The organism is Streptomyces sp. iso_384 (genome assembly GCF_056172905.1).
This window is the reverse complement of the sequence record NZ_JBWBTT010000001.1, coordinates 3,364,422-3,383,753: the sequence shown is the minus strand read 5'-3', so window position 1 is coordinate 3,383,753 and position 19,332 is coordinate 3,364,422. Positions and strand designations below refer to the sequence as shown.

Below are 19,332 nucleotides of genomic sequence, written 5' to 3'. Positions count from 1 at the left end.
CCGCCCCCACGGGGAGGGGGCGGTAGTACGGGGCCGCCGGGGTCAGTCCGACCTCGGCGGCCTCTGCGCGTCGAAGGCGAAGAGGGTGTTCTTGGCGGCGGCCACGAACACCGCTCGCCCCGCGACGGTCACCCGGGGGCTCGCGTCCTGTTCGCCCGTCAGACCGTCGGCCTGCGGATCCGTGCTCCACAGCGGGGCGCCGTCCTCCCGCGACAGCGCGACCACCCGGCCGGTGGCCGAGCTGAAGTACACCGCGTCGCCTCCCGTCGCCGGGCCCGACGCCCCCTCCACACCGGTCTGCCGCGACCACTTGCGCTCTCCGGTCGCGGAGTCGAGCGCCGTCACCCGGCCGGTCTGTCCACTCACGTAGACGGTGCCGTCCGCCATGCCTGCCGTGCCCGCGTACACCTGGCCGAACCGGGAGTACGTGACCTTCCGCGTAGCCGGGTCGACCCGCGCCACTCCGTCGTACCCGGCCTGCGCCACGCCCTCGTAGCGCTTCGAGAGGAGGACGAGCCTGCCGTCGGCGGCGCCCACCGGCACGACGGGGCCGTCGACCGCGACGGGTTCGCCGAGCGCACCGGAGGCGAGGTCGAGCGTGGCCAGGGTGGGACGGCTCACCTGTACGGCGTCCACCTCCGCGTCCGTCGCGCACATGGCGAGCAGCCGGGGGCCCGCCGGGACGGGGGCGCACTGGGTGCCGCCGGGGAACGGCGTCGTCCAGGTGATCTCGCCGCTGTGGGCGTCCCGCGCCTCGAAGCGGGAGTTGGAGGCGTCGACCGTCACCACGGCGGAGCCGGTCACGACGGCGTCCATGGACCGGCCCGTGACGGCCGTCGACTGGGCGCCGGACGGCACGGACCACAGCTCCCGGCCGCTGTCCGCGTCGAGGGCCACCACCTCGCTGCGCGGGTCCTGCGGGGCGTCCTGGGCGGCGAAGCGGTAGCCGAGGACGGTGTCGTCGGTGGCGCCCACCAGGTGCATGCCCTGGACGGGTACGCCCGGGCTCTTCGCCGCCCACACCCGCGATCCGTCGCGGGCGTCGATCCGGGTCGCGACCACACCGCCGCCCCCGCAGAACAGCGCGTCGTCCCGCGCGACGCACCGCAGTTCGTCGGGGATGTCCTCGCGGCCGCCCGGCACGGTCCTGTGCCATGGCGCGAAGCCCTTCGGGAGCGCGCCGGCCGGCGCGGCCGCGGTGCTGCGGCGCGTGTCCCCGTCGCCGGGGTCCGCCCCGCCGCCGGACGCCCCGAATCCGCCCGTCGTCAGAGCGGCCACTCCCCCGCCGATCGCGGCCACCGCGACCGCCGCCGCGAGCACCGGCCGCCAACGGCGGCGCAGCCGGCCGCCGATCGCGGTGCCGGTGCTTCCCGTGCCGGAACCGGCCGGGGCGGCGGGCGCCGGGTCGGCCCCGGTCGCGAGGTGGTGCTGCGTGACCATGTCGCGGGTACGCCCGGCGACCGGCCCGCCGGGGTCGGCCCCGCCGAGGTCGGTCGGCAGGTCCCGCAGCAGCACGAGGAGTTCGTCCACCGAGGGGCGGCCCTCGGGCTCCTTGTCCAGGCAGGGCTCGACGACCGCGCGCAGGGCCGTCGGCACGGAGCCCAGCGACGGCTCCTCGTGCACCACCTGGTAGGCCGTTATGTAGGGGCTGTCGGCGTCGAAGGGCCCGTGCCCGGTCGCCGCGTACACCAAGAGCGTCCCGAGCGAGAAGACGTCGGACTGCGGCCCCACGCCGCGCGGCGCCTGCAGCTGTTCGGGCGACATGAAGGGCGGGGTGCCGATGACCCGCCCGGTCATCGTGAGTGTCTGCTGGTCCACGGCGCGCGAGATGCCGAAGTCGATGACGCGCGGGCCCTCGGGCGAGAGCACGACGTTGGAGGGCTTCAGATCGCGGTGGACGACCCCCACCCGGTGGATGTCGCGCAGCGCCTCCGCCAGCCCGATGGCGAGGCGTCTGAGCTCCGCGCCGTTCAGCGGGCCCTGTTCGGTGATGCGCTGGGCGAGCGTGGGCCCTTCGATGTAGGTCGTCGCCATCCACGGCTGATCGGCCTCGGGGGCGGCGTCGACCACGGCGGCGGTGAACGCTCCGCTGACCCGCCGCGCGGCCGCCACCTCCTGCCGGAAGCGGATGCGGAACTCGTCGTCCCCGGCGAACTGCTGGTGGATCAGCTTGATCGCGACGGGCCGCCCCGAACTCGTACGGGCCAGGAAGACCGTGCCCATGCCACCCGAACCGAGCCGGTCCTCCAGCGGATAGCCGCCGATCTCGGCTGGGTCACCTCCGCGCAGCGACACTCTTCCCGACCTCCGTCCCCCGTGCGTCCCCACCACGGGCCTGCTCATCCGTCCTGCACACAAACTAGCCGCAGGGCGGTGCGGCCGAGCGCAGCGGGTACCCGCGCCGGGTGCCGCCGGGCCGCGGATCCGCGTCGGACGCGTGCTCCCGGATGTCACTCCGGATCGTCCCGGATGCCGGGCCCGGCGCCTCCCCGTCTACCGTGTCGACGGCGCCCGCCAGACCGACCCGCCCGGAGCCCGGGGAGCAGCGATGCCGACGACCGTCACCAGCGACGACCGCCCCACCGCCACGGCGTTGCGGCAGCAGGAACGCGAGGTGCTGTCCGCGGTCGGCTGCGGACTCGGGGACGAGGAGATCGCCGCCGCGCTCGCCGTTCCCGAGGACACGGTGGCCGAGCATCTCGCGCGGATCCTGGCGAAGCTGGGGCTGCGCGACCGGGCCGCCGCCATCGTCCACGCCTTCGACTGCGGTCTGGTCGCCCCCGGGCACGGCCCGCGGGCACGGCCGGCGCGAGGCGCCTCCGGCACCGTGGCCGTGCCGGTGGCGGAAGCGACACCGACGTTACGGGTCTCCCTGCTGGGGCCGTTGCGGGCCTGGCGGGACGGGCGTCTTCTCAACCTGGGGCATCAGCGCCAGCAGACCGTTCTGGCGGTCCTGGCGCTGGGCCTGGGGCGGCCCCTCACCCGGCGGGAACTCCTCGACGATGTCTGGGGGCTGGAGCAGCCGGCCGCGAACGTGGTGCCCGTGTACGTCTACCGGCTGCGCAAGGCCCTGGGCGACGGGGGCGGTCAGGCCTCGGTCATCGAGCACGGCCCCCGGGGCTACCGGCTGGCCCCCGGCGCCGTCGATGTGGACGTGGCACGGGTGGAGGAGCTGGTCGCCGGCATCGGGGAGGCCGAGCGGGCGGACGATCCGGCGGAGGCGGTCCGGCTCTGTTCCCGGGTGCTGGAGCTGTTCCGCGGGGAGCCCCTGGCGGGGCTGCCGGGGCCGCTCGCGGAGCTGGAGCGGCTGCGGCTCACCGAGCGCAGGATCGCCGTGGTGCGGCGGAAGGCCCGGTGGCAGCTGCGTCTGGGCCGGGACGCCGAGGCGATCGCCGAGTTGTTCGCGCTGTCGGCGGAGCACCCCCTGAACGAGCCGTCGGCCGCGATGCTGATGCGGGCGCTGCAGCGGTACGGGCGCCAGGCCGAGGCCCTGGCGGTGTTCGAGCGCGCCCGCCGCAGCCTCTCCGACGACCTCGGGGTCGCCCCGAGCAGGGTGCTGCGGCGGGCGCATCAGATGATTCTGCGCGGTGACGAGGCCGGACCGGACCTCGGGGGTGTCTTGCCGATCAGGGCCGGGTCAGCGACGCCTGGCACGGCCCGACCGACCCTGATCGACAAGACACCCCTCGGCCCCGCCTGATCTACGCGGCGGCGAACTCGCTTTCCAGCCGGGGGATCAGGTCCTGGAGGTCCTGCTCCCAGCAGTGGCCGTTGTGGCCGCCGTTGCACTGGCCGCCCCACCCGGCCCCGTCGCCGTAGTTGACGTAGTAGTAGGACATGCCCAGGGCGTCCATGGCGGCCTTGACGTTCTTGGCCGCGCCCGCCACCCAGAACTCGGGATCGGTGATCTCGCCTCTCCCGTCGCCGGTGTAGATGGAGACCCGCACTCCGGCGTCGGCCAGCCTGTCCATGTGCTGCGAGGGGTCGACCTCGTTGAACCGCCGGTCGGCGTTGAACACCGGGTAGGGCGAGCCGAAGGCCGCGTCGCTGTCCACGGCGGGTCTGTACGGGGAGTGGTTCGGGTCGCAACTCCCTGACGCCAGGGCGCAGATGACGCCCTGCCCGTCGATGAGGGAGGCCACGACGGCCAGCCGCAGACCCATGGACTTGACCGAGAGGTCGATGTCGCCGGACAGGGAGGCGGTGTGGCTGAAGAGGTCGGGGCGGACCTGGGCGTAGTGGAAGGCGCCGAAGCCGCCCATGGAGACGCCGGCGACGGCCCTGGCCTTCTTGGTGGCGATGGTCCGCAGGTTCGCGTCGATGAACGGGATGACCTGGTCCAGGTGGAAGTTCTGCCAGTTCTGCGCTCCCGCCGCGGTCTTCTGGTTGAGCCAGTTGGCGTACCAGCCCCGGGCGCCTCCGTCCGGGATGACGGTGATCATCTCGTCCGACCGGTAGAGCGCCGGGTAGTTCTGCTGGACCGGGTCGTCGGGCGAGCCGTGCAGGAAGTACAGGACCGGGTAGCGGCGGTCCGGGGCGTCGTAGTAGCCACCGGGAAGAATGATCTTGATGTGCTGCTCGCCCGCGACCTCGGGCGTGGTCACGGTGAGGTAGAAGTCGGTGGCGCTTCCGACCGGCGCGCCGACCTGGGTCAGGCCGAAGCCGTCGGGCAGCGACGGCGGCGTGCCGGGGTCGGCGGCGCGTACCGCCCCCGCGGGTGCGACCACGGCCACCGCCGCGACGGCCCAGGCCACCGCGAGCCGCCACCAGAGTGCTGTTCTTCGTACGGTACTCGTCACTGCGTTCCCCTCGTGAGGCTGTCGGAAGGCTCAGTTCAGAACGGTGGTGCGCAGGCGCGGTGAGGCCGCGATCTGTTCCTCGGTGAACCGCTCGGTCACCCACCCGCCGGCCGAGAACAACTTGGTCTGGTCGGCGTGGTGCGGCGAGTTCGGGTTGGCCGACTGGGAGTAGGCCATGACGGAGAGCGCCTGCGGCGGGCCGGTGGCGGTGAAGCGCACCTGCTGGATGAAGCTGGAGCCGAAGACGATGTCCGGTGCGCCGTCGACCTGGCCGGGGGTGATCACGTTCAGCACGCCGAGCTGGCCGAGCGAGCCGTGGATCGGGATCTGTTCGCCGCCCCGGGTGACCTTCTGGATGTCCGACAGCGGGGCGTTCAGCGCGATGTTCGCCTTGCGCAGCGCGAGGACGGCCCGGCCAAAGGCGTCACGTACGGCGGAGCTTCCGGAGTCCAGCGAATTGGGCGTGTGCACCGGGTCCTTGGGGTCGAAGGGGACCCGCCACGGCAGTTTCTCCACCCCTTGTCCGTTGAGCAGGAAGGCCCAGTAGTTGGCGAAGAGCCAGGAACCCCGGCTGTCCGTCGTGTAGTCGTGGCTCTTCCAGGAGGCCAGGACCGGGCAGGCCTCTCGCACGTCGACCAGGTTGCCATCGACCAGGATGTGCCCGAAGAGCACGTTCTGACACATCGTCACCGTGGCGTCGAGGGCCAGGTCGGCGGCTCTGCTGTTGTCGGCGAACAGCAACTGCCCCATGGTTTCGGGGGTGAAGCCCTTGCCGGGGAGGCCGTCGGTGCCGGCGATCCGCTTCTGCGCGGTCAGGATGAGTTCCTGGGTGCGCAGCGACCGGGGCGCGGCGGTGTCGCCCATCACCCGGGGGAAGGCGAGCGGTTGCGCGGGGTTGGCCAGCCAGGGGCTGTCGTTGGCGTTGCCCACGAAGTCGGTGCGGATCAGGCGCGGTTGCTTGTGCGGGTCCAGCAGTCCCGGCGCGGCCGCGTTCGGGTCGTCGGGCCAGTCGCAGGCGCTGCGTTTGCCGTCGAGGATGGAGATCGGCGGCACGTTCGGCAGCCGGAGCGACTGGTCGAACAGCAGTCGGCCGGTGGCGGTGAGGCAGGACTCCGCGTGCTGGTCGGTGATGTTCGGGGTGGCCTGGATGTCCGCGTACAACGCGTTGCCCGTGCGGTCGGAGGCGACGGTGTTGAAGAAGGGAACGCCCTGGGTGGTCTCCAGGATGTTCACGACGTCGTGGACGTCCTCGGCCTGGTCGAGGAGGAACCAGCTGTTCAGCGCCCGCAGGTTGTGCAGGTTCACATCGCGTACGGCGTGCGCGCTGACCACCCAGGGCAGCGGGATGCCCTGCATCGATGTGGTGACGGGGCCGTAGCGGGTGGACCACAGCGTCCTGCCGACCTTGGCGAGCGAGCCGTCCGGCCGCAGCACGTCGACCTCGACCCGCTGCGAGGTCATCCGCTCCCAGGCGCCGTCCACCAGATAGCTGGTGGGGTCGAGCGGATCCACCTGTACGTCGAACAGTCCGAACGGGGCCACCGTGGCGACGGTATGGCTCCAGGCCACGTTCTCGTTGTAGCCGATGTTCACCGCGGGGAAGCCCAGCAGGCTGGCCCCGGAGACATTGACCTTGCCCGGGATCGTCAGCTGGCTCTGCCACATCCGGTTCTTGCCCTGCCACGGGAAGTGCGGGTTGGCCAGCAGCATGCCGGTGCCCCCGGACACGCCCTGCGAGCCGACCGCCAGGGCGTTGCTGCCCATGCCCTGTTCGCGGCTCGCCGCCATCGCGTCACGGATCTTCGCGGCGGTCTCCTCGGGCGAGGAGGCTCGTGGCGCGGGCTTGCCGGACGTGGCCTTCGGCTGGGCGGCGGCCGAGGCTCCCGGAGGCGCCGCGTTCACCTGGCCGTCCAGGAGCGCGTCGGCGCTGCCCATGATGATCTCGGCGTGCGCGTGCCGGTAGACGTCCATCTCCGTGATCGGCCGGACCCAGTCCGCGCCGCGGCAGGCCGGGTCGGAGATGCCGTCCACGCCGGTCTCGGCCAGATATCTGTTGTACCCCTGGACATAGCCGCGGATGGCTTCCCGGACCTCGGGTTCGGGCCCGTCGGGGGCGGGCTTGTCGAGGAGCCGTTCCACCACCCGGTCGTCCTTGAGCCGCTGGAAGTACAGATCGCTGTTGAGGTTGCTGGTGGTGTTCTGGTTCTGTCCGGGGCTCGCCCTGCCGTCGGGGCCCAGATGACGGGACCGCCGGGCGTCGACCATCAGATAGGTGTCGGCCAGGGTGCAGATGTTGTCCTCGGCCGCCGCGTATCCGTAACCCGTTCCCAGCCCCTCCCAGTCCGAGGCGATGATGTGCGGAATGCCGTATTCGGTGTAGCGGATCGTCGGCCTGTCCGGCCCCGCTTCGGCGGCCGCCGCCCCCGCGGTCGTCGAACCGGTGGCCGCCAGTGTGCTCATCACCGCCACCGCGGCGACGATCGCCACCGGCAGCCTCGTTCGGTGTCTCCTTCGTGCCATCGCTGTCCCTCCCCTGTCGTACGGGCCGTCGCCCGAACGCGGTCAAGCTAAGGAGCGGCGATGAAATCCCGCTGAAATCCGAACGGTGACTTAGCCCACTGAACCCCGTCCAGAACGGGGCATCCATGGCGTCGGGCAGCGGGTTTCGGCTATGTGGCCGAAGAGCACCGATGAACTCCCCCGCCGGATGAGTATCGTTCCGCTCGTCCGACAAGCGACAAACAGGACGGGGGGCGCAGTGAGCGGTGTAGTCGTTCATCTGCCGCAGGGAAACGGTGGCGCGGTCGGCGGCGGACCGCACGGGGACACGATGACCTTACGGCTGGGCCCCGGCGAGGCGGCCCGCTTCGGGCGGGGCTCCACGGCCCTGCCCGTGGAACTGCGCCTCGACGATCCGGCGATCTCCCGGCTCGCCGGGGAGATCCGGGTCACCGACGACCACTGGCAGTTGACGAACCACAGCACGACCCACAGCTATCTCGTGGAGAACCCGGAGGGCGCGGGGGAATACCTGCGGGTGCCGCCCCGACGGGTGGGGGCGCCGATCCCGTTCGAGTTCGCGCGCGTCGTGCTGCCGACACGTGGTGACGTCACGACCTCCTTCCAGGTGTTCGCGCCCGACCACCTCTATCTGGACCCGGACGCGATGGGCGGCTCCTGGGGGAACAGCACGGTCACCGCGTACTCCCTGAACGAGACGGCCACCTACTTCCTCGTACTGGTCGCGCTCTGCGAACCGCGGCTGCGCGACCAGTCGAGGGTGGCGGTCCCCACCACGCCGCACATCGTCGAGCGGCTCGGTGGGCATCTGCCCGGGGGCGAGCTGACCGCACGGGCGGTCAGCTCGCACATCGACTACCTCGCCGAGCAGAAGCTGCGCATCGGCGGCCCGGACACCCCCGAGCAGGGCAAGGGCGACCGCCGCAACGGCAAACGGGAGGAGATCGTGGCCCTGGCACTGCGGTTCGGGCTCGTGCGGGAGGAGCATCTCGCGCTGCTGCCGCCCCTGACCGGGGCCGGCGGGCGGGAGCGGCAGGCCGCACGGTGAGCGCGCCGCACGGCGTGCGGGACATCGCGGACGGCGACGGCACGGAGCTGCTTCCGCCCGGATACCGGGTCGGGGACTGGGTGGTCACCCGGCCGATCGGCTCCGGGGGCTGGTCCACGGTGTACGCGGCCCGGCCGGCCGAGGGGCGGACCGGCGGGGCCACCGTGCCCCGGGGGCACACCGACGTGGCGCTCAAGATCATGCCGACCGCCGGGCTCGCGCCGCGCCAGGCACAGCGGATCGTGGAGTCCGCCCGCCGCGAGGTCGAACTCGGGCGCGGGGCCGGGCATCCCCGGCTGATCGGCGTCCTGGAGTCCTTCGTTCTCACCACAGCCGACCGCCCCGCGCTGGAGGGCGCGATCGTGCTGGTCATGGAGCGGGCCGTCGGCAGTCTGCGGGAACTGATCGACGCGGGGGTGCCGGAGACCGATCGCGGCCGGCTGATCGCGGGCATCTGCGAGGGGCTCGCCCATCTCCACCGGTCGGGCTGGGTCCACGCGGACCTCAAGCCGGAGAACGTCCTGCTCGGCAGGGACCGGTCGGTGAAGCTCTCGGACTTCGGCCTGGCCACCGAGCTCACCGGCACCCACGGCCATGTGCCTCCGCTGGGCACCCTGGACTACTTCCCGCCCGAGCGCTGGCGGGCGCCGCTGGGCGAACTCGGCGTACGGGTCCGGCCGTCGGCGGACGTCTGGGCGCTGGGCATCGTCATCCACGAGGTGTTCGCGTCGGGCGCGTCGCCGTTCCCCGGGGCCACGCCCATGGCGCGTGGCGCCGCGGTCCAGGAGTACGGCCAGGGGCGGGCGCCGCTGCGCATGGACCAGGCCGTCCCACCGTTCTGGCGGGCGCTGGCGGCCGACTGTCTCGCCCCGACCCACGAGGCCCGCGCGCCGCACTGCGCGGAGCGTCTGCTCGCCCGGATCGCCGCCCACCGGGCGGGAGCCGGGGCGGGTGCGGGGCGGCGGGGCTCCCGGGCCCGCGCTGCCGTCCTGGCGACCGCGCTGTGCGGGATCGCCGGCGCGACCCTGTACTCGGACTCGGTACGAGCGGCCTCTTCCGCACCGCCAGGCCGCGCGGGCGCCACGCCGCCCGGCGCGATCCAGGTGTACAACGCGGAGCGGGACTGCCGGGGACGGGCCGACCGGGATCCGCGATGCAGCCTGGGTCTGGCGATCGACCCCGTACAGCCCTACACCGCGGAGAACGTCGTGCCGACCAGGGTGTGGCACGGGGACGTCCTCATCGCCGACTGCCGGGTGCTCGACGGGGAGACCATCATCGACGAGGAGGACCACCGCTCCACCCACTGGTTCCGCGTCCGCCTGCCGCCCGGCTCCGAACCCCCGACCGCCTGGCTCCCCGCCGTACGCGCCGAGGAACGCCCCGCGCTGCCGGAGTGCTTCTCCGACAGGCCCTAGGCGCGGCCGGACAGACCTGCTTCAACCCGGGCGGTCGGTCTTCGGTACGTAGTGCCGGGGCAGCCCGCGCCGCTCCTCGGGCGGGAGGTTCCGGGCCGGTGTCTCCACCGGGCCGGGAAGCGCCCGGCCCCGCTCGCGGTCCCAGCCCGCACGGGCGCGCGGGTGGTAGCGGTGCCGTTCGGGGACGCGTTGCCAGGTGTGGTGCACCACCAGGCCCAGTGCGCGCAGCAGCCGTTCGTCGTGGGGCGTCCAGCGGAGGCCGAGGCGTTCCCGCACGGCCGGCGGATACATGCCGACCGTGATCCACAGCGTCAGCCGGACGAGCGGGATGCGGGCGAGGGCCCACAGCGGCGACGGCAGCAGCCGCAGGAGGGGCGGTTTGGCGATCCGGCGCATGTTCAGGACGTCCCGGGTCGGCCGGTTGTCCTCCAGGACGTCGGCGCACATGTGGTCCCAGTACCGCTGGAACTCCTCCCAGGTGCGGGGCACGGGTTTCATCGAGAGGCCGTACAGCGCGTACCAGCGGACGTGTTCGTCGAAGAGCGTGTGCCGCTGCTCGTCGGTGAGGCCGCCGCCGAAGCGCTCGGCCACCTGAACCGTCAGCATGAAGAACGTGGCGTGCGCCCAGTAGAACGTGCCCGGGTTGAGGGCGTGGTACGGGCGGCCGTGCTCGTCGACCCCGCTGATCGAGGCGTGGTAGCCACGCACCTCGCGGGCGGTCCGGGCGGCGAGCGGGCCGTCGTAGACGACTCCGCCGATCGGGTACAGCGAGCGGAAGAGGCGCTCCCAGCGCTCCTCGAAGAAGCGCGAGTGCTCGGCGACGCCCGCGCCCAGCTCGGGGTGCATGTTCTGCATCGATCCGGCCCAGGGCGCGAGGAGGAGACCTCGCCAGTCGCCGAACCACCGCCAGGTGAGGGAGTCGGGGCCGAGGGGTTCGGGGGTTGCCGGGCCGGCCGGGCGCGGTCCTTGGTCTGACGCTGTCACGTTTACCTCCGCTGGGGTTTTCCGTTGCGAGGCCGTCGAGAGCAATCTGATGACACCTGTCCTCAGGTTAGAATGTGCGGACACCTGTCGTCAATTGCGTGAACAGAACACGGGGGAACCGGAGTTGGCGGAACGGAGCTGGGGCGGGACCAAGCTCGCCGATCGTCGCGCCGCCCGTCGGCAGACCCTCCTGGACGTCGCCGAGCGACTGGCCGGCGAGGAGGGGTGCGCGGCCGTCACGGTCCGGTCCGTGTGCCGGGAGGCCCGCCTGACGGACCGCTACTTCTACGAGAGCTTCACCGGCCGCGACGATCTGCTCCTCGCCGCCTTCGAGCGGGTCGCCGACGAGGCCAGAAGCGCGCTGGAGGAGGCCGTGGCACTCAGCGATCCGCAGCTCGAAGTCCGGGCCCGGGCCGCCGTCGCCGCCTTCGTCACCCTGGTCCTGGACGCGCCGCACAAGGGCCGTCTGCTGCTCCTGGAGCCCTTCGCCGACCCGGCCCTCGGGGCCCACAGCCACCGTCTCATGCCGGTCTTCACCGACCTCGTCGGCGGCCAGCTCGCCGGTACGGGCGACGACATCGACCGCCGCATGGCCGCACACGCCCTGGTCGGCGGCCTGGCGAACCTCTTCGCCGGATGGCTGCACGGCACGCTCGACGTACCGCGCGAGCGGCTGGAGTCGCACTGCGTGGCACTGGTGCTCGCGGCGACCGCCCCCGGGGAATAGCCCGGCGGCCGGTGCGGGGGTCACGCCACCTGACGCGTCGCCATCACGCGAAGCGAACAAGGTGAAAGTTTAACCAACAGTCTTCTCAACCGGATTCCCCCTCACTACGGTGAGGGACCCATGAGTCCCCCCATCGCCCCCGTGGGCTGGAGTCGCTGGCTGGTCCCGCCCGCCGCCCTCTCGATCCACCTCTCCATCGGCCAGGCCTACGCCTGGTCCGTGTTCAAACCACCGCTGGAGGAAGCGCTCGGCCTCAGCGGCACGCAGAGCGCCCTGCCCTTCCAGCTCGGCATCGTCATGCTCGGCCTCTCCGCGGCCTTCGGCGGCACGCTCGTGGAGCGCCGAGGACCGCGCTGGGCGATGACGGTCGCCCTCGTCTGCTTCTCCTCCGGCTTCCTGATCTCCGCACTCGGCGCCGCGACCGGGCAGTTCTGGCTGATCGTCCTCGGATACGGCTTCGTCGGCGGCATCGGGCTCGGCATCGGCTACATCTCGCCGGTGTCGACGCTCATCAAGTGGTTCCCCGACCGCCCCGGCATGGCCACCGGCATCGCCATCATGGGCTTCGGCGGCGGCGCTCTGATCGCCTCGCCCTGGTCGGCGCAGATGCTGGAGTCCTTCGGCAGCGACACCTCGGGCATCGCGCTGGCCTTCCTCGTCCACGGACTGTCCTACGCCGTCTTCATGCTGCTGGGCGTCCTGCTGGTACGGGTGCCACGGCCGCGGGCCGAGCAGCGGGAGGCCGGTGCCACCACGGCGTCCGACGGGCCCCGGGTGTCGGCGCGGCAGGCGCTGCGCACCCCGCAGTTCTGGCTGTTGTGGGTCGTGCTCTGCATGAACGTCACCGCGGGCATCGGCATCCTGGAGAAGGCCGCGCCGATGATCGCGGACTTCTTCGCGGACACCTCCACGCCGGTGTCGGCGACGGCCGCCGCCGGGTTCGTGGCCCTGCTGTCCGCGGCCAACATGGCGGGCCGGATCGGCTGGTCCTCCACCTCCGACCTGATCGGTCGCAAGAACATCTACCGCCTCTACCTCGGTGCGGGCACGCTCATGTACGCGCTCATCGCCCTGGTGGGAAGCTCCTCCAAGCCGCTGTTCGTGCTGTGCGCGCTGGTGATCCTCTCCTTCTACGGCGGCGGCTTCGCGACGATTCCCGCCTATCTCAAGGATCTCTTCGGCACCTATCAGGTCGGCGCGATCCACGGCCGTCTGCTCACCGCCTGGTCCACCGCCGGTGTGCTGGGGCCGCTGATCGTGAACTGGATCGCCGACCGGCAGGAGGAGGCCGGGAAGGACGGCGCGGAGCTGTACGGGACCTCGCTCTTCATCATGATGGGCCTGCTCATCGTCGGCTTCGTGGCCAATGAGCTGGTCCGCCCGGTTCACCCGTCCCACCACCTCGACGCCGTGACGGCGCAGAAGGGAGCGCCCGATGTCCGACGACAGCAGTCAGAGCCCGCCTGACGCCGCCGCGGTGAAGGACCGGCGGCCGCTGATCGCCTTCACCTGGCTGTGGGTGGGTGTGCCGCTCGCCTACGGGCTGTACGAGCTGATCCGCAAGGCCACCCAGCTCTTCACCGGCTGACCCGATGCGGGCTCCGGGCCCGGTCCGCCGGGCCCGGAGCCCGGGACGGGTACCGCCGGGCTCAGCCCACCAGGTCCGGGGCGCGCAGCAGTTCGGACGGGATGCCCCAGGCGTCGACGAGACCGCCCGCGAGGGGCCGGACCTTGCGGCAGAGGTCGTTCACCTCACGGGTGATCGCCTTGGAACGCTGGACGGTCAGCCGGCCGTGTTCCATGAACCACGCCCGGTCCGCCTCGATCGTCGACAGCGCGAACAGGTCGCACAGCAGGCCCAGCGCGACCTTGTTGCCGCCCTCGGGCAGCGTACGCAGCTTCTCGACGAAGGCCTCCAGCACCAGCCGCTCCACATGGGCGCGGGCCACGGCGATGACATGGTCCTGCACCTGGGAGAAGACGACGCCGGGATCGCGCTTCTGGTCGATCCCGCGCTTGAGCCTGCGGGCCACCCCGGCGAGCAGATGCTCCTCGCGGTAGCGGACCATGGCGAGCTGGTACTCCGAGTCGAGCAGACCGGCCTCCTGGTCCCACTCGTCGCCGCCGGGCAGCAGATCGCGTACGCGCTCCAGCAGTTTGTGGGCCGACGTCTTCTCGATGACCGTCTCGACGGCGAGGTTGGTGACGTAGCGGACCATGCCGAGCTGGTCCAGGTCCTCGAACTCACTGGCGTAGTCGGTGAGCAGGCCCTTGGCGACGAGCTGGAGCAGGACGTGGTTGTCGCCCTCGAAGGTGGTGAAGATGTCGCTGTCGGCCTTGAGGGCGGCGAACCGGTTGACGGCGAGATAGCCGGCGCCGCCGCAGGCCTCCCGGCACTCCTGGATCACCCGGGTGGCGTGCCAGGTGCCGAGCGCCTTGGTTCCGGCGGCCCGTGACTCCAGCCGGCGCCGTTCCTGCGGGTCGTCCTCGATGCCGGAGAAGACGTCGTGCAGCTGTGTACGGACGACGTCCTGCGCGAAGTGCAGCGCGTAGGTACGGGCGATGAGCGGCAGCAGCCGGCGCTGGTGCAGACCATAGTCGAGGAGGAGCTGCTCCTCGTCCCGTGAGCTCGCCGCGAACTGCCGGCGCCGCAGCGCGTACTTGGTGGCGACCGCAAGGGCGACCTTGGCGGCGTTGACCCCGGCGCCGCCGACGCTGACCCGGCCCTGCACCAGGGTGCCGAGCATGGTGAAGAACCGGCGGTCGGGGTTGTCGATCGGGCTCGTGTAGACGCCTTCCGGGGTGACGTCGGCGAACCGGTTGAGCAGCGCCTCGCGGGGCACCCGGACACCGTCGAACCGGATGCGCCCGTTGTCCACACCGTTGAGGCCCATCTTGCGGCCGTCGTCCTCGATGTCGACGCCGGGCGCCACCTCGCCGTCGGCCCGGATCGGCACGACGAACGCGTGCACGCCCTCGGACGTCCCACCCACCTCCAACTGGGCGAAGACGACCGCCAGTTCTCCGTGGCGGGCGGCGTTGCCGATGTAGTCCTTGCGCGCCTGCTCGCCCTCGGTGGTGATGACGAACTCCCGCGTGGCGGCGTCGTACCTGGCGACCGTGCCGAGTGCCTGCACGTTGGAGCCGTGTCCGGTCTCGGTCATCGCGAAGCAGCCCATCAGCTTTCCGGTGACCAGGTCCGGCAGATGGGCGTCGTGGTGACGTTCGGTGCCCAGGTGCAGAATCGCGCCGCCGAAGAGCCCGAACTGCACGCCGACCTTCACCAGCACCGACAGATCGCCGAAGGCGAGCGTCTCGAACGCGGCGATCGAGGCCCCGACGTCGCCGCCGCCGCCGTACCGCTTCGGGAAGCCCATGCCGGTCTGGCCCGTCGCCGCCATCGCGACCACGAGGTCGCGCACCCGTTCGCGGAAGGCGTCGATGCCGAGCTCGTCGGCCTCGTCGAGCACCGAGGCATGCGTCACCAGGTTGGCCCGGACCAGGTCGCGCACCTCGGCGTACTCGCCGTCGAGCACCTCGGTCAGCGCCCGGACGTCGAGCTCCGGCTGCACGTATCCGCCGGAAGCGGTAGCTGTTTTGTCAGTGGTCATACCACTTCGCTACCCCGTCCGGGGACGATCACCTCGCACCTCCGCACGGATTTCGCCGGACCGGGGCACGTACCGGCGCGGAAGGCCTCGGTCCACCGGCCGGCCAGGGCGACATCGGGCCTCAGGAACCGGCCCTGCGTTTGTTCCAGACGTCGAATCCGACCGCGGCGAGGAGCGCCAGGCCCTTGATCACCTGCTGCCAGTCGGTGCCTATGCCGACCAGGTTCATACCGTTGTTGAGGACCCCGAGGACCAGGCCGCCGATGACGGCGCCCAGCACCGTCCCGACACCGCCGCTCATCGACGCCCCTCCGATGAAGGCGGCGGCGATGGCCTCCAGCTCGAAGTTGATGCCCGCCTTGGGCGAGGCCGCGTTGAACCGGGCAGCGAACACCAGTCCCGCCAGGGCCGCCAGCATTCCCATGTTCAGGAAGACCGCGAAGGTCACCTTGCGGTCCTTGACGCCCGACAGCTTGGCCGCGGGCAGGTTGCCGCCGATGGCGTAGACGTGCCGTCCCACCACCACGTTGCGCATCACGTAGCCGAAGCAGACCAGCAGGACGGCCAGGACGATCAGGACGACGGGCGCGCCCTTGTAGCTGGCGAGCAGGAGCGTGGCGACCGTGATGGCGGCGGTCAGGGCGACGAGCTTCAGCACGAACAGGTTCTTCGGCAGGGGTGCCAGGTCGAACTCCCGCTGCCGGGCGCGGTTGCGGATCTCCTGGTTGACCACCAGGGCGATCACTCCGAGCCCGAGCAGCAGGGTCAGGTTGTGGTAGTTGGTGACGGGCCCCACCTCGGGCAGGAAGCCGTTCGCCACCTTCTGCAGGCCTTCGGGGAAGGGACCGAGGGTCTGCCCCGCCAGGAAGATCTCGGTCAGGCCCCGGAAGAGCAGCATGCCGGCCAGGGTGACGATGAACGACGGTATGCCGACGTACGCGATGAAGAAGCCCTGGACCGCCCCCGCGGCCGCGCCGATGAGGAGGGTCACCACCACGGCGAGAGGCCAGGAGAGATGGTGTTCCACCATCAGCACCGCCGCGACCGCGCCGACCAGAGCTGTCAGCGATCCCACGGAGAGGTCGATGTGACCGGAGATGATGACGATCATCATGCCGATGGCGAGGATGAGGATGTAGCTGTTCTGCAGGACGAGATTGGAGACGTTGCGCGGCAGGAGCAGGTCGCCGCCCGTCCAGATCTGGAAGAGCAGCACGATGAGCCCCAGCGCGAACAGCATCCCGTACTGCCTGCTGTTGCGCCGGACGCTGTCCACCAGCAGACGCGCCACCGCCGGGGTGGCCCCGCGTGGCCCGGGGTCCGCGGCGGCCGGAGGGGTGGGACTGAGGTCAGTGCTCATCGGAGAGTCCTTCGTGGGGTGCGGGGTGCCGGGGCGCGGGGACGGCGGGGTCGTGCGTCATGTACCGCATCAGCAGCTCCTGGTCGGCTTCGGACCGGGAGCTCTCACCGGTGATCCGGCCTGCCGCCATCGTGTAGACCCGGTCGCACATGCCCAGGAGTTCGGGCAGCTCGGACGAGATCAGCAGGACCGCCTTGCCTTCGGCGGCGAGCCGGTCGATCACCGTGTAGATCTCGTACTTGGCGCCGACGTCGACGCCTCTGGTGGGTTCGTCCAGGATGAGGACCTCGGGCCCGGCGAGGATCCACTTGCTCAGGACGACCTTCTGCTGGTTCCCGCCGGACAGCCGGCCCACCTGCTCGAAGACGTTGCGGGCCCGGATGCTCATGGTGCGGCGGAAGCCCTCGGCGACGACGCGTTCCTGGTGGCTGTCGACCACCCCGCGCCGGGCCAGCCGGGGAAGCGAGGCGAGGGAGATGTTCCTGCTGACGGTGTCCTGGAGGTTCAGGCCGTAGTGCTTGCGGTCCTCCGTCACATAGGCGATGCCCGCGTCGATGGCCTCCGGCACGGTGCGGGTCCGCGCCTCGGCCCCGTCACGGAGCACCGTTCCGGCGAGGTGTCTCCCGTAGGAACGGCCGAAGACGCTCATGGCGAGTTCGGTGCGGCCCGCGCCCATCAGCCCGGCGATGCCGACGATCTCGCCGCGCTCCACCCGCAGCGACACTCCGTCGACCACGGTTCGCTGGTGGTCGACGGGGTGGCCCACGGTCCAGTCGCGGATCTCCAGGGCCGGCGCGGGAGCGGGCGGGGCCGCACACGGGGTCCGGTCGGGGAAGCGGTTGTCGAGGCTGCGGCCGACCATGCCGCGGATGATGCGCTCCTCCGTGGTCCCGGGAGCGCCGAGGTCGAGGGTCTCCACGGTGTGGCCGTCGCGGAGGATGGTGACGGAGTCGGCGACCTTCGCGATCTCGTTGAGCTTGTGGGAGATGATGATCGAGGTGATGCCCTGGTTCTTCAGGTCGCCGATCAGGCGGAGCAGTTGGGCGCTGTCCTCGTCGTTCAGCGCGGCGGTCGGTTCGTCGAGGATCAGCAGTCCGACGTCCTTGGCCAGCGCCTTGGCGATCTCGACCAGCTGCTGCTTGCTCACACCGATGTCGGCGACCCGGGTCTGCGGGTGCTCGTCCAGCCCCACCCGGCGCAGGAGTTCGGCGGCCCGGCGCAGGGTCCGCGGCCAGGCGATGACTCCGCGCCGGGCGGGCTCGTGACCCAGGAAGATGTTCTCCGCGATCGAGAGCTGGGGCACCAGGGCCAGCTCCTGGTGGATGATCACGATGCCGCGCCGCTCGCTGGCGCGGATGTCGCGGAACCGGCACTCCTCGCCCTCGTAGCGGATCTCGCCCTCGTAGCTGCCGTGCGGATGGACGCCGGAGAGGACCTTCATCAGCGTGGACTTGCCCGCGCCGTTCTCGCCGCACAGCGCGTGGACCTCGCCGCGTGCGACCCGTAGGTTCACCTCGCTCAGCGCCTTCACACCGGGGAACGTCTTGCTGATGGACCGCATGTCGAGCACGAGGTCGCCGGCCCCGCCCTGTTCCGGGACGCCGCCGGCCTTCGGGGCTTCCTCCGTCACCGCAGGTCCTCGGCCTTCAGGTAGCCGGAGTCCACGAGCACGGCCTGGTAGTTGCTCTTGTCGACGCTGACCGGCGGCAGCAGGTGGGCCGGTACGACCTTCTTCCCGTTGTCGTAGGTCGTGGTGTCGTTGGTCTCGGGCTTCTTCCCGTCCAGGACCGCTCCGACCATGTCGGACGCCACCTGGGCGAGGGCGCGGGTGTCCTTGTAGACGGTCTGGGTCTGCTCGCCCGCGATGATCGACTTCACCGAGGCCGCCTCCGCGTCCTGGCCGGTGACCACCGGCAGCGGCTTGGCCGAGCTGCCGTAGTCGTCGGACTTGAGGGCCGACAGGATGCCGATGGAGATGCCGTCGTACGGCGAGAGAACCGCGTCGACCCGGGCGCTGGAGTACGTGGAGGTGAGGAGGTCGTCCATCCGCTTCTGGGCGGTGCCGCCGTCCCAGCGCAGGGTGGTGACCTGGTTGAGGCGGGTCTGCCCGGAACGGACGACGAGGCGTTTGTCGTCGACGTAGGGCTTCAGCACCTTCATGGCGCCGTTGAAGAAGTACTTGGTGTTGTTGTCGTCGTTCGAGCCCGCGAACAGTTCGATGTTGAAGGGACCCTTGTCCGGCTGCTCCTTCAGGCCGAGCTTGTCGACGATGTAGCCCGCCTGGAGCTCTCCGACCTTCTCGTTGTCGAACGAGGCGTAGTAGTCGACGTGGGGAGAGCCGAGGATCAGCCGGTCGTAGGAGATGACGGGGATGTCGGCGTCAGCGGCCTGCTGAAGCACGTTGGAGAGGGCCTCGCCGTTGATCGCGGCGATGACCAGGGCGTCCACCCCCTGGGTGATCATGTTCTCGATCTGGGAGACCTGCTGGTCGGGGTCGTCCTCGCCGTACTGGAGGGTTGTCCGGAAGCCGGCCTTCTTCAGGCTCGCCGTCATGTTCCGGCCGTCGGCTATCCAGCGCTCGGACGATTTGGTCGGCATCGCGATGCCGATGGTCCTGGCGTCATCGCCGGACTTCTCACGGCTTCCGCCCTCGCTGTTCTGGCCGCAGGCGGTCAGCAGCAGGGCGCACGCGGTCGCGGCGGCGAGGAGCGGAAGAGCATGTCGTCGGTTCGTCATGGTCGTTACCTGGCATTCCCGTCGTTGGGGCGGCTCTGGAGGCAGGGGCGACAGCCGGAGGGCGCCCGCTGTCGCGACGCGGGCGCCGTCGACAGGAGAACCGCTCACCAGCCACTGGATTGTTAGCGC

The 19,332-nt window shown here is 71.2% G+C and carries 14 protein-coding genes; 6 read left to right on the top strand and 8 right to left on the bottom strand.

What is annotated here, in order from left to right:
- Nucleotides 1-42: 42 nt before the first annotated feature.
- The gene (locus tag AC0VY3_RS15010; RefSeq protein WP_475549778.1) at nt 43-2,295 is read right to left on the bottom strand and encodes a serine/threonine-protein kinase; all 2,253 of its coding nucleotides are present in this window, start codon (nt 2,293-2,295) and stop codon (nt 43-45) included.
- Nucleotides 2,296-2,548: 253 nt separating this feature from the next.
- Here AC0VY3_RS15010 and AC0VY3_RS15005 point away from each other — a divergent pair, with 253 nt between their 5' ends.
- Nucleotides 2,549-3,700 (top strand): BTAD domain-containing putative transcriptional regulator, encoded by a 1,152-nt coding sequence (locus AC0VY3_RS15005; protein ID WP_475549777.1) that lies wholly within the window; start codon nt 2,549-2,551, stop codon nt 3,698-3,700.
- Between the two features lies 1 nt (nt 3,701).
- Here the strand turns inward: AC0VY3_RS15005 and AC0VY3_RS15000 are convergent, their stop codons facing one another.
- Both AC0VY3_RS15000 and AC0VY3_RS14995 read right to left on the bottom strand, forming a co-directional pair.
- A complete protein-coding gene (locus AC0VY3_RS15000; protein ID WP_475549776.1) occupies nt 3,702-4,799 on the bottom strand; it encodes an alpha/beta hydrolase in 1,098 nt (365 codons plus the stop codon).
- 30 nt (nt 4,800-4,829) lie between these two features.
- On the bottom strand, nt 4,830-7,286 hold the full coding sequence (locus AC0VY3_RS14995; RefSeq protein ID WP_475549775.1) for a penicillin acylase family protein: 2,457 nt from the start codon (nt 7,284-7,286) through the stop codon (nt 4,830-4,832).
- Nucleotides 7,287-7,557: 271 nt separating this feature from the next.
- On the opposite strand from AC0VY3_RS14995, the gene AC0VY3_RS14990 reads away from it, so the two are divergent.
- Complete coding sequence (locus AC0VY3_RS14990; RefSeq protein ID WP_475549774.1) at nt 7,558-8,367, top strand: FHA domain-containing protein; 810 nt, start codon at nt 7,558-7,560, stop codon at nt 8,365-8,367.
- Complete coding sequence (locus tag AC0VY3_RS14985; RefSeq protein WP_475549773.1) at nt 8,364-9,785, top strand: serine/threonine-protein kinase; 1,422 nt, start codon at nt 8,364-8,366, stop codon at nt 9,783-9,785. The genes AC0VY3_RS14990 and AC0VY3_RS14985 overlap by 4 nt, the downstream gene beginning before the upstream one ends.
- Before the next feature lie 21 nt (nt 9,786-9,806).
- On the opposite strand, the gene AC0VY3_RS14980 is transcribed toward AC0VY3_RS14985, so the two are convergent.
- Nucleotides 9,807-10,769 carry an oxygenase MpaB family protein gene (locus tag AC0VY3_RS14980; protein WP_103511277.1) on the bottom strand — a complete coding sequence of 321 codons (963 nt, stop codon included), beginning with the start codon at nt 10,767-10,769 and terminating at the stop codon, nt 9,807-9,809.
- 124 nt (nt 10,770-10,893) lie between these two features.
- On the opposite strand from AC0VY3_RS14980, the gene AC0VY3_RS14975 reads away from it, so the two are divergent.
- The 3 genes from AC0VY3_RS14975 (at nt 10,894) to AC0VY3_RS14965 (ending at nt 13,084) form a co-directional block, all read left to right on the top strand.
- Entirely contained in the window at nt 10,894-11,496 is a 603-nt protein-coding gene (locus AC0VY3_RS14975) for a TetR/AcrR family transcriptional regulator (protein ID WP_103511276.1), read from the top strand.
- 120 nt (nt 11,497-11,616) lie between these two features.
- Entirely contained in the window at nt 11,617-12,963 is a 1,347-nt protein-coding gene (locus AC0VY3_RS14970) for an OFA family MFS transporter (protein ID WP_103511275.1), read from the top strand.
- Nucleotides 12,932-13,084 carry an MFS transporter small subunit gene (locus AC0VY3_RS14965; RefSeq protein ID WP_181011014.1) on the top strand — a complete coding sequence of 51 codons (153 nt, stop codon included), beginning with the start codon at nt 12,932-12,934 and terminating at the stop codon, nt 13,082-13,084. The genes AC0VY3_RS14970 and AC0VY3_RS14965 overlap by 32 nt, the downstream gene beginning before the upstream one ends.
- Before the next feature lie 61 nt (nt 13,085-13,145).
- Here AC0VY3_RS14965 and AC0VY3_RS14960 read toward each other — a convergent pair whose 3' ends face one another.
- The 4 genes from AC0VY3_RS14960 to chvE form a co-directional block, all read right to left on the bottom strand.
- Nucleotides 13,146-15,107 carry an acyl-CoA dehydrogenase family protein gene (locus AC0VY3_RS14960; protein WP_103511274.1) on the bottom strand — a complete coding sequence of 654 codons (1,962 nt, stop codon included), beginning with the start codon at nt 15,105-15,107 and terminating at the stop codon, nt 13,146-13,148.
- A gap of 121 nt (nt 15,108-15,228) precedes the next feature.
- Complete coding sequence (gene mmsB / locus AC0VY3_RS14955) at nt 15,229-16,467, bottom strand: multiple monosaccharide ABC transporter permease (RefSeq protein WP_103511273.1); 1,239 nt, start codon at nt 16,465-16,467, stop codon at nt 15,229-15,231.
- Nucleotides 16,457-18,028, bottom strand: coding sequence for a multiple monosaccharide ABC transporter ATP-binding protein (mmsA, locus tag AC0VY3_RS14950; RefSeq protein ID WP_219821364.1), 1,572 nt, complete (start codon nt 18,026-18,028; stop codon nt 16,457-16,459). The genes mmsB and mmsA overlap by 11 nt, the downstream gene beginning before the upstream one ends.
- Before the next feature lie 65 nt (nt 18,029-18,093).
- Nucleotides 18,094-19,203 carry a multiple monosaccharide ABC transporter substrate-binding protein gene (chvE, locus tag AC0VY3_RS14945; protein WP_103511271.1) on the bottom strand — a complete coding sequence of 370 codons (1,110 nt, stop codon included), beginning with the start codon at nt 19,201-19,203 and terminating at the stop codon, nt 18,094-18,096.
- Nucleotides 19,204-19,332 lie beyond the last annotated feature (129 nt).

What these genes read in the sequence shown, in the direction of transcription:
- AC0VY3_RS15005 (WP_475549777.1), top strand. Translation starts at nt 2,549, where the DNA reads ATGCCGACGACCGTCACCAGCGACGACCGCCCCACCGCCACGGCGTTG.
- AC0VY3_RS14970 (WP_103511275.1), top strand. Translation starts at nt 11,617, where the DNA reads ATGAGTCCCCCCATCGCCCCCGTGGGCTGGAGTCGCTGGCTGGTCCCG.
- AC0VY3_RS14965 (WP_181011014.1), top strand. Translation starts at nt 12,932, where the DNA reads ATGTCCGACGACAGCAGTCAGAGCCCGCCTGACGCCGCCGCGGTGAAG.
- AC0VY3_RS14960 (WP_103511274.1), bottom strand. Translation starts at nt 15,107, where the DNA reads ATGACCACTGACAAAACAGCTACCGCTTCCGGCGGATACGTGCAGCCG.
- mmsB (WP_103511273.1), bottom strand. Translation starts at nt 16,467, where the DNA reads ATGAGCACTGACCTCAGTCCCACCCCTCCGGCCGCCGCGGACCCCGGG.
- mmsA (WP_219821364.1), bottom strand. Translation starts at nt 18,028, where the DNA reads ATGCGGTCCATCAGCAAGACGTTCCCCGGTGTGAAGGCGCTGAGCGAG.
- chvE (WP_103511271.1), bottom strand. Translation starts at nt 19,203, where the DNA reads ATGACGAACCGACGACATGCTCTTCCGCTCCTCGCCGCCGCGACCGCG.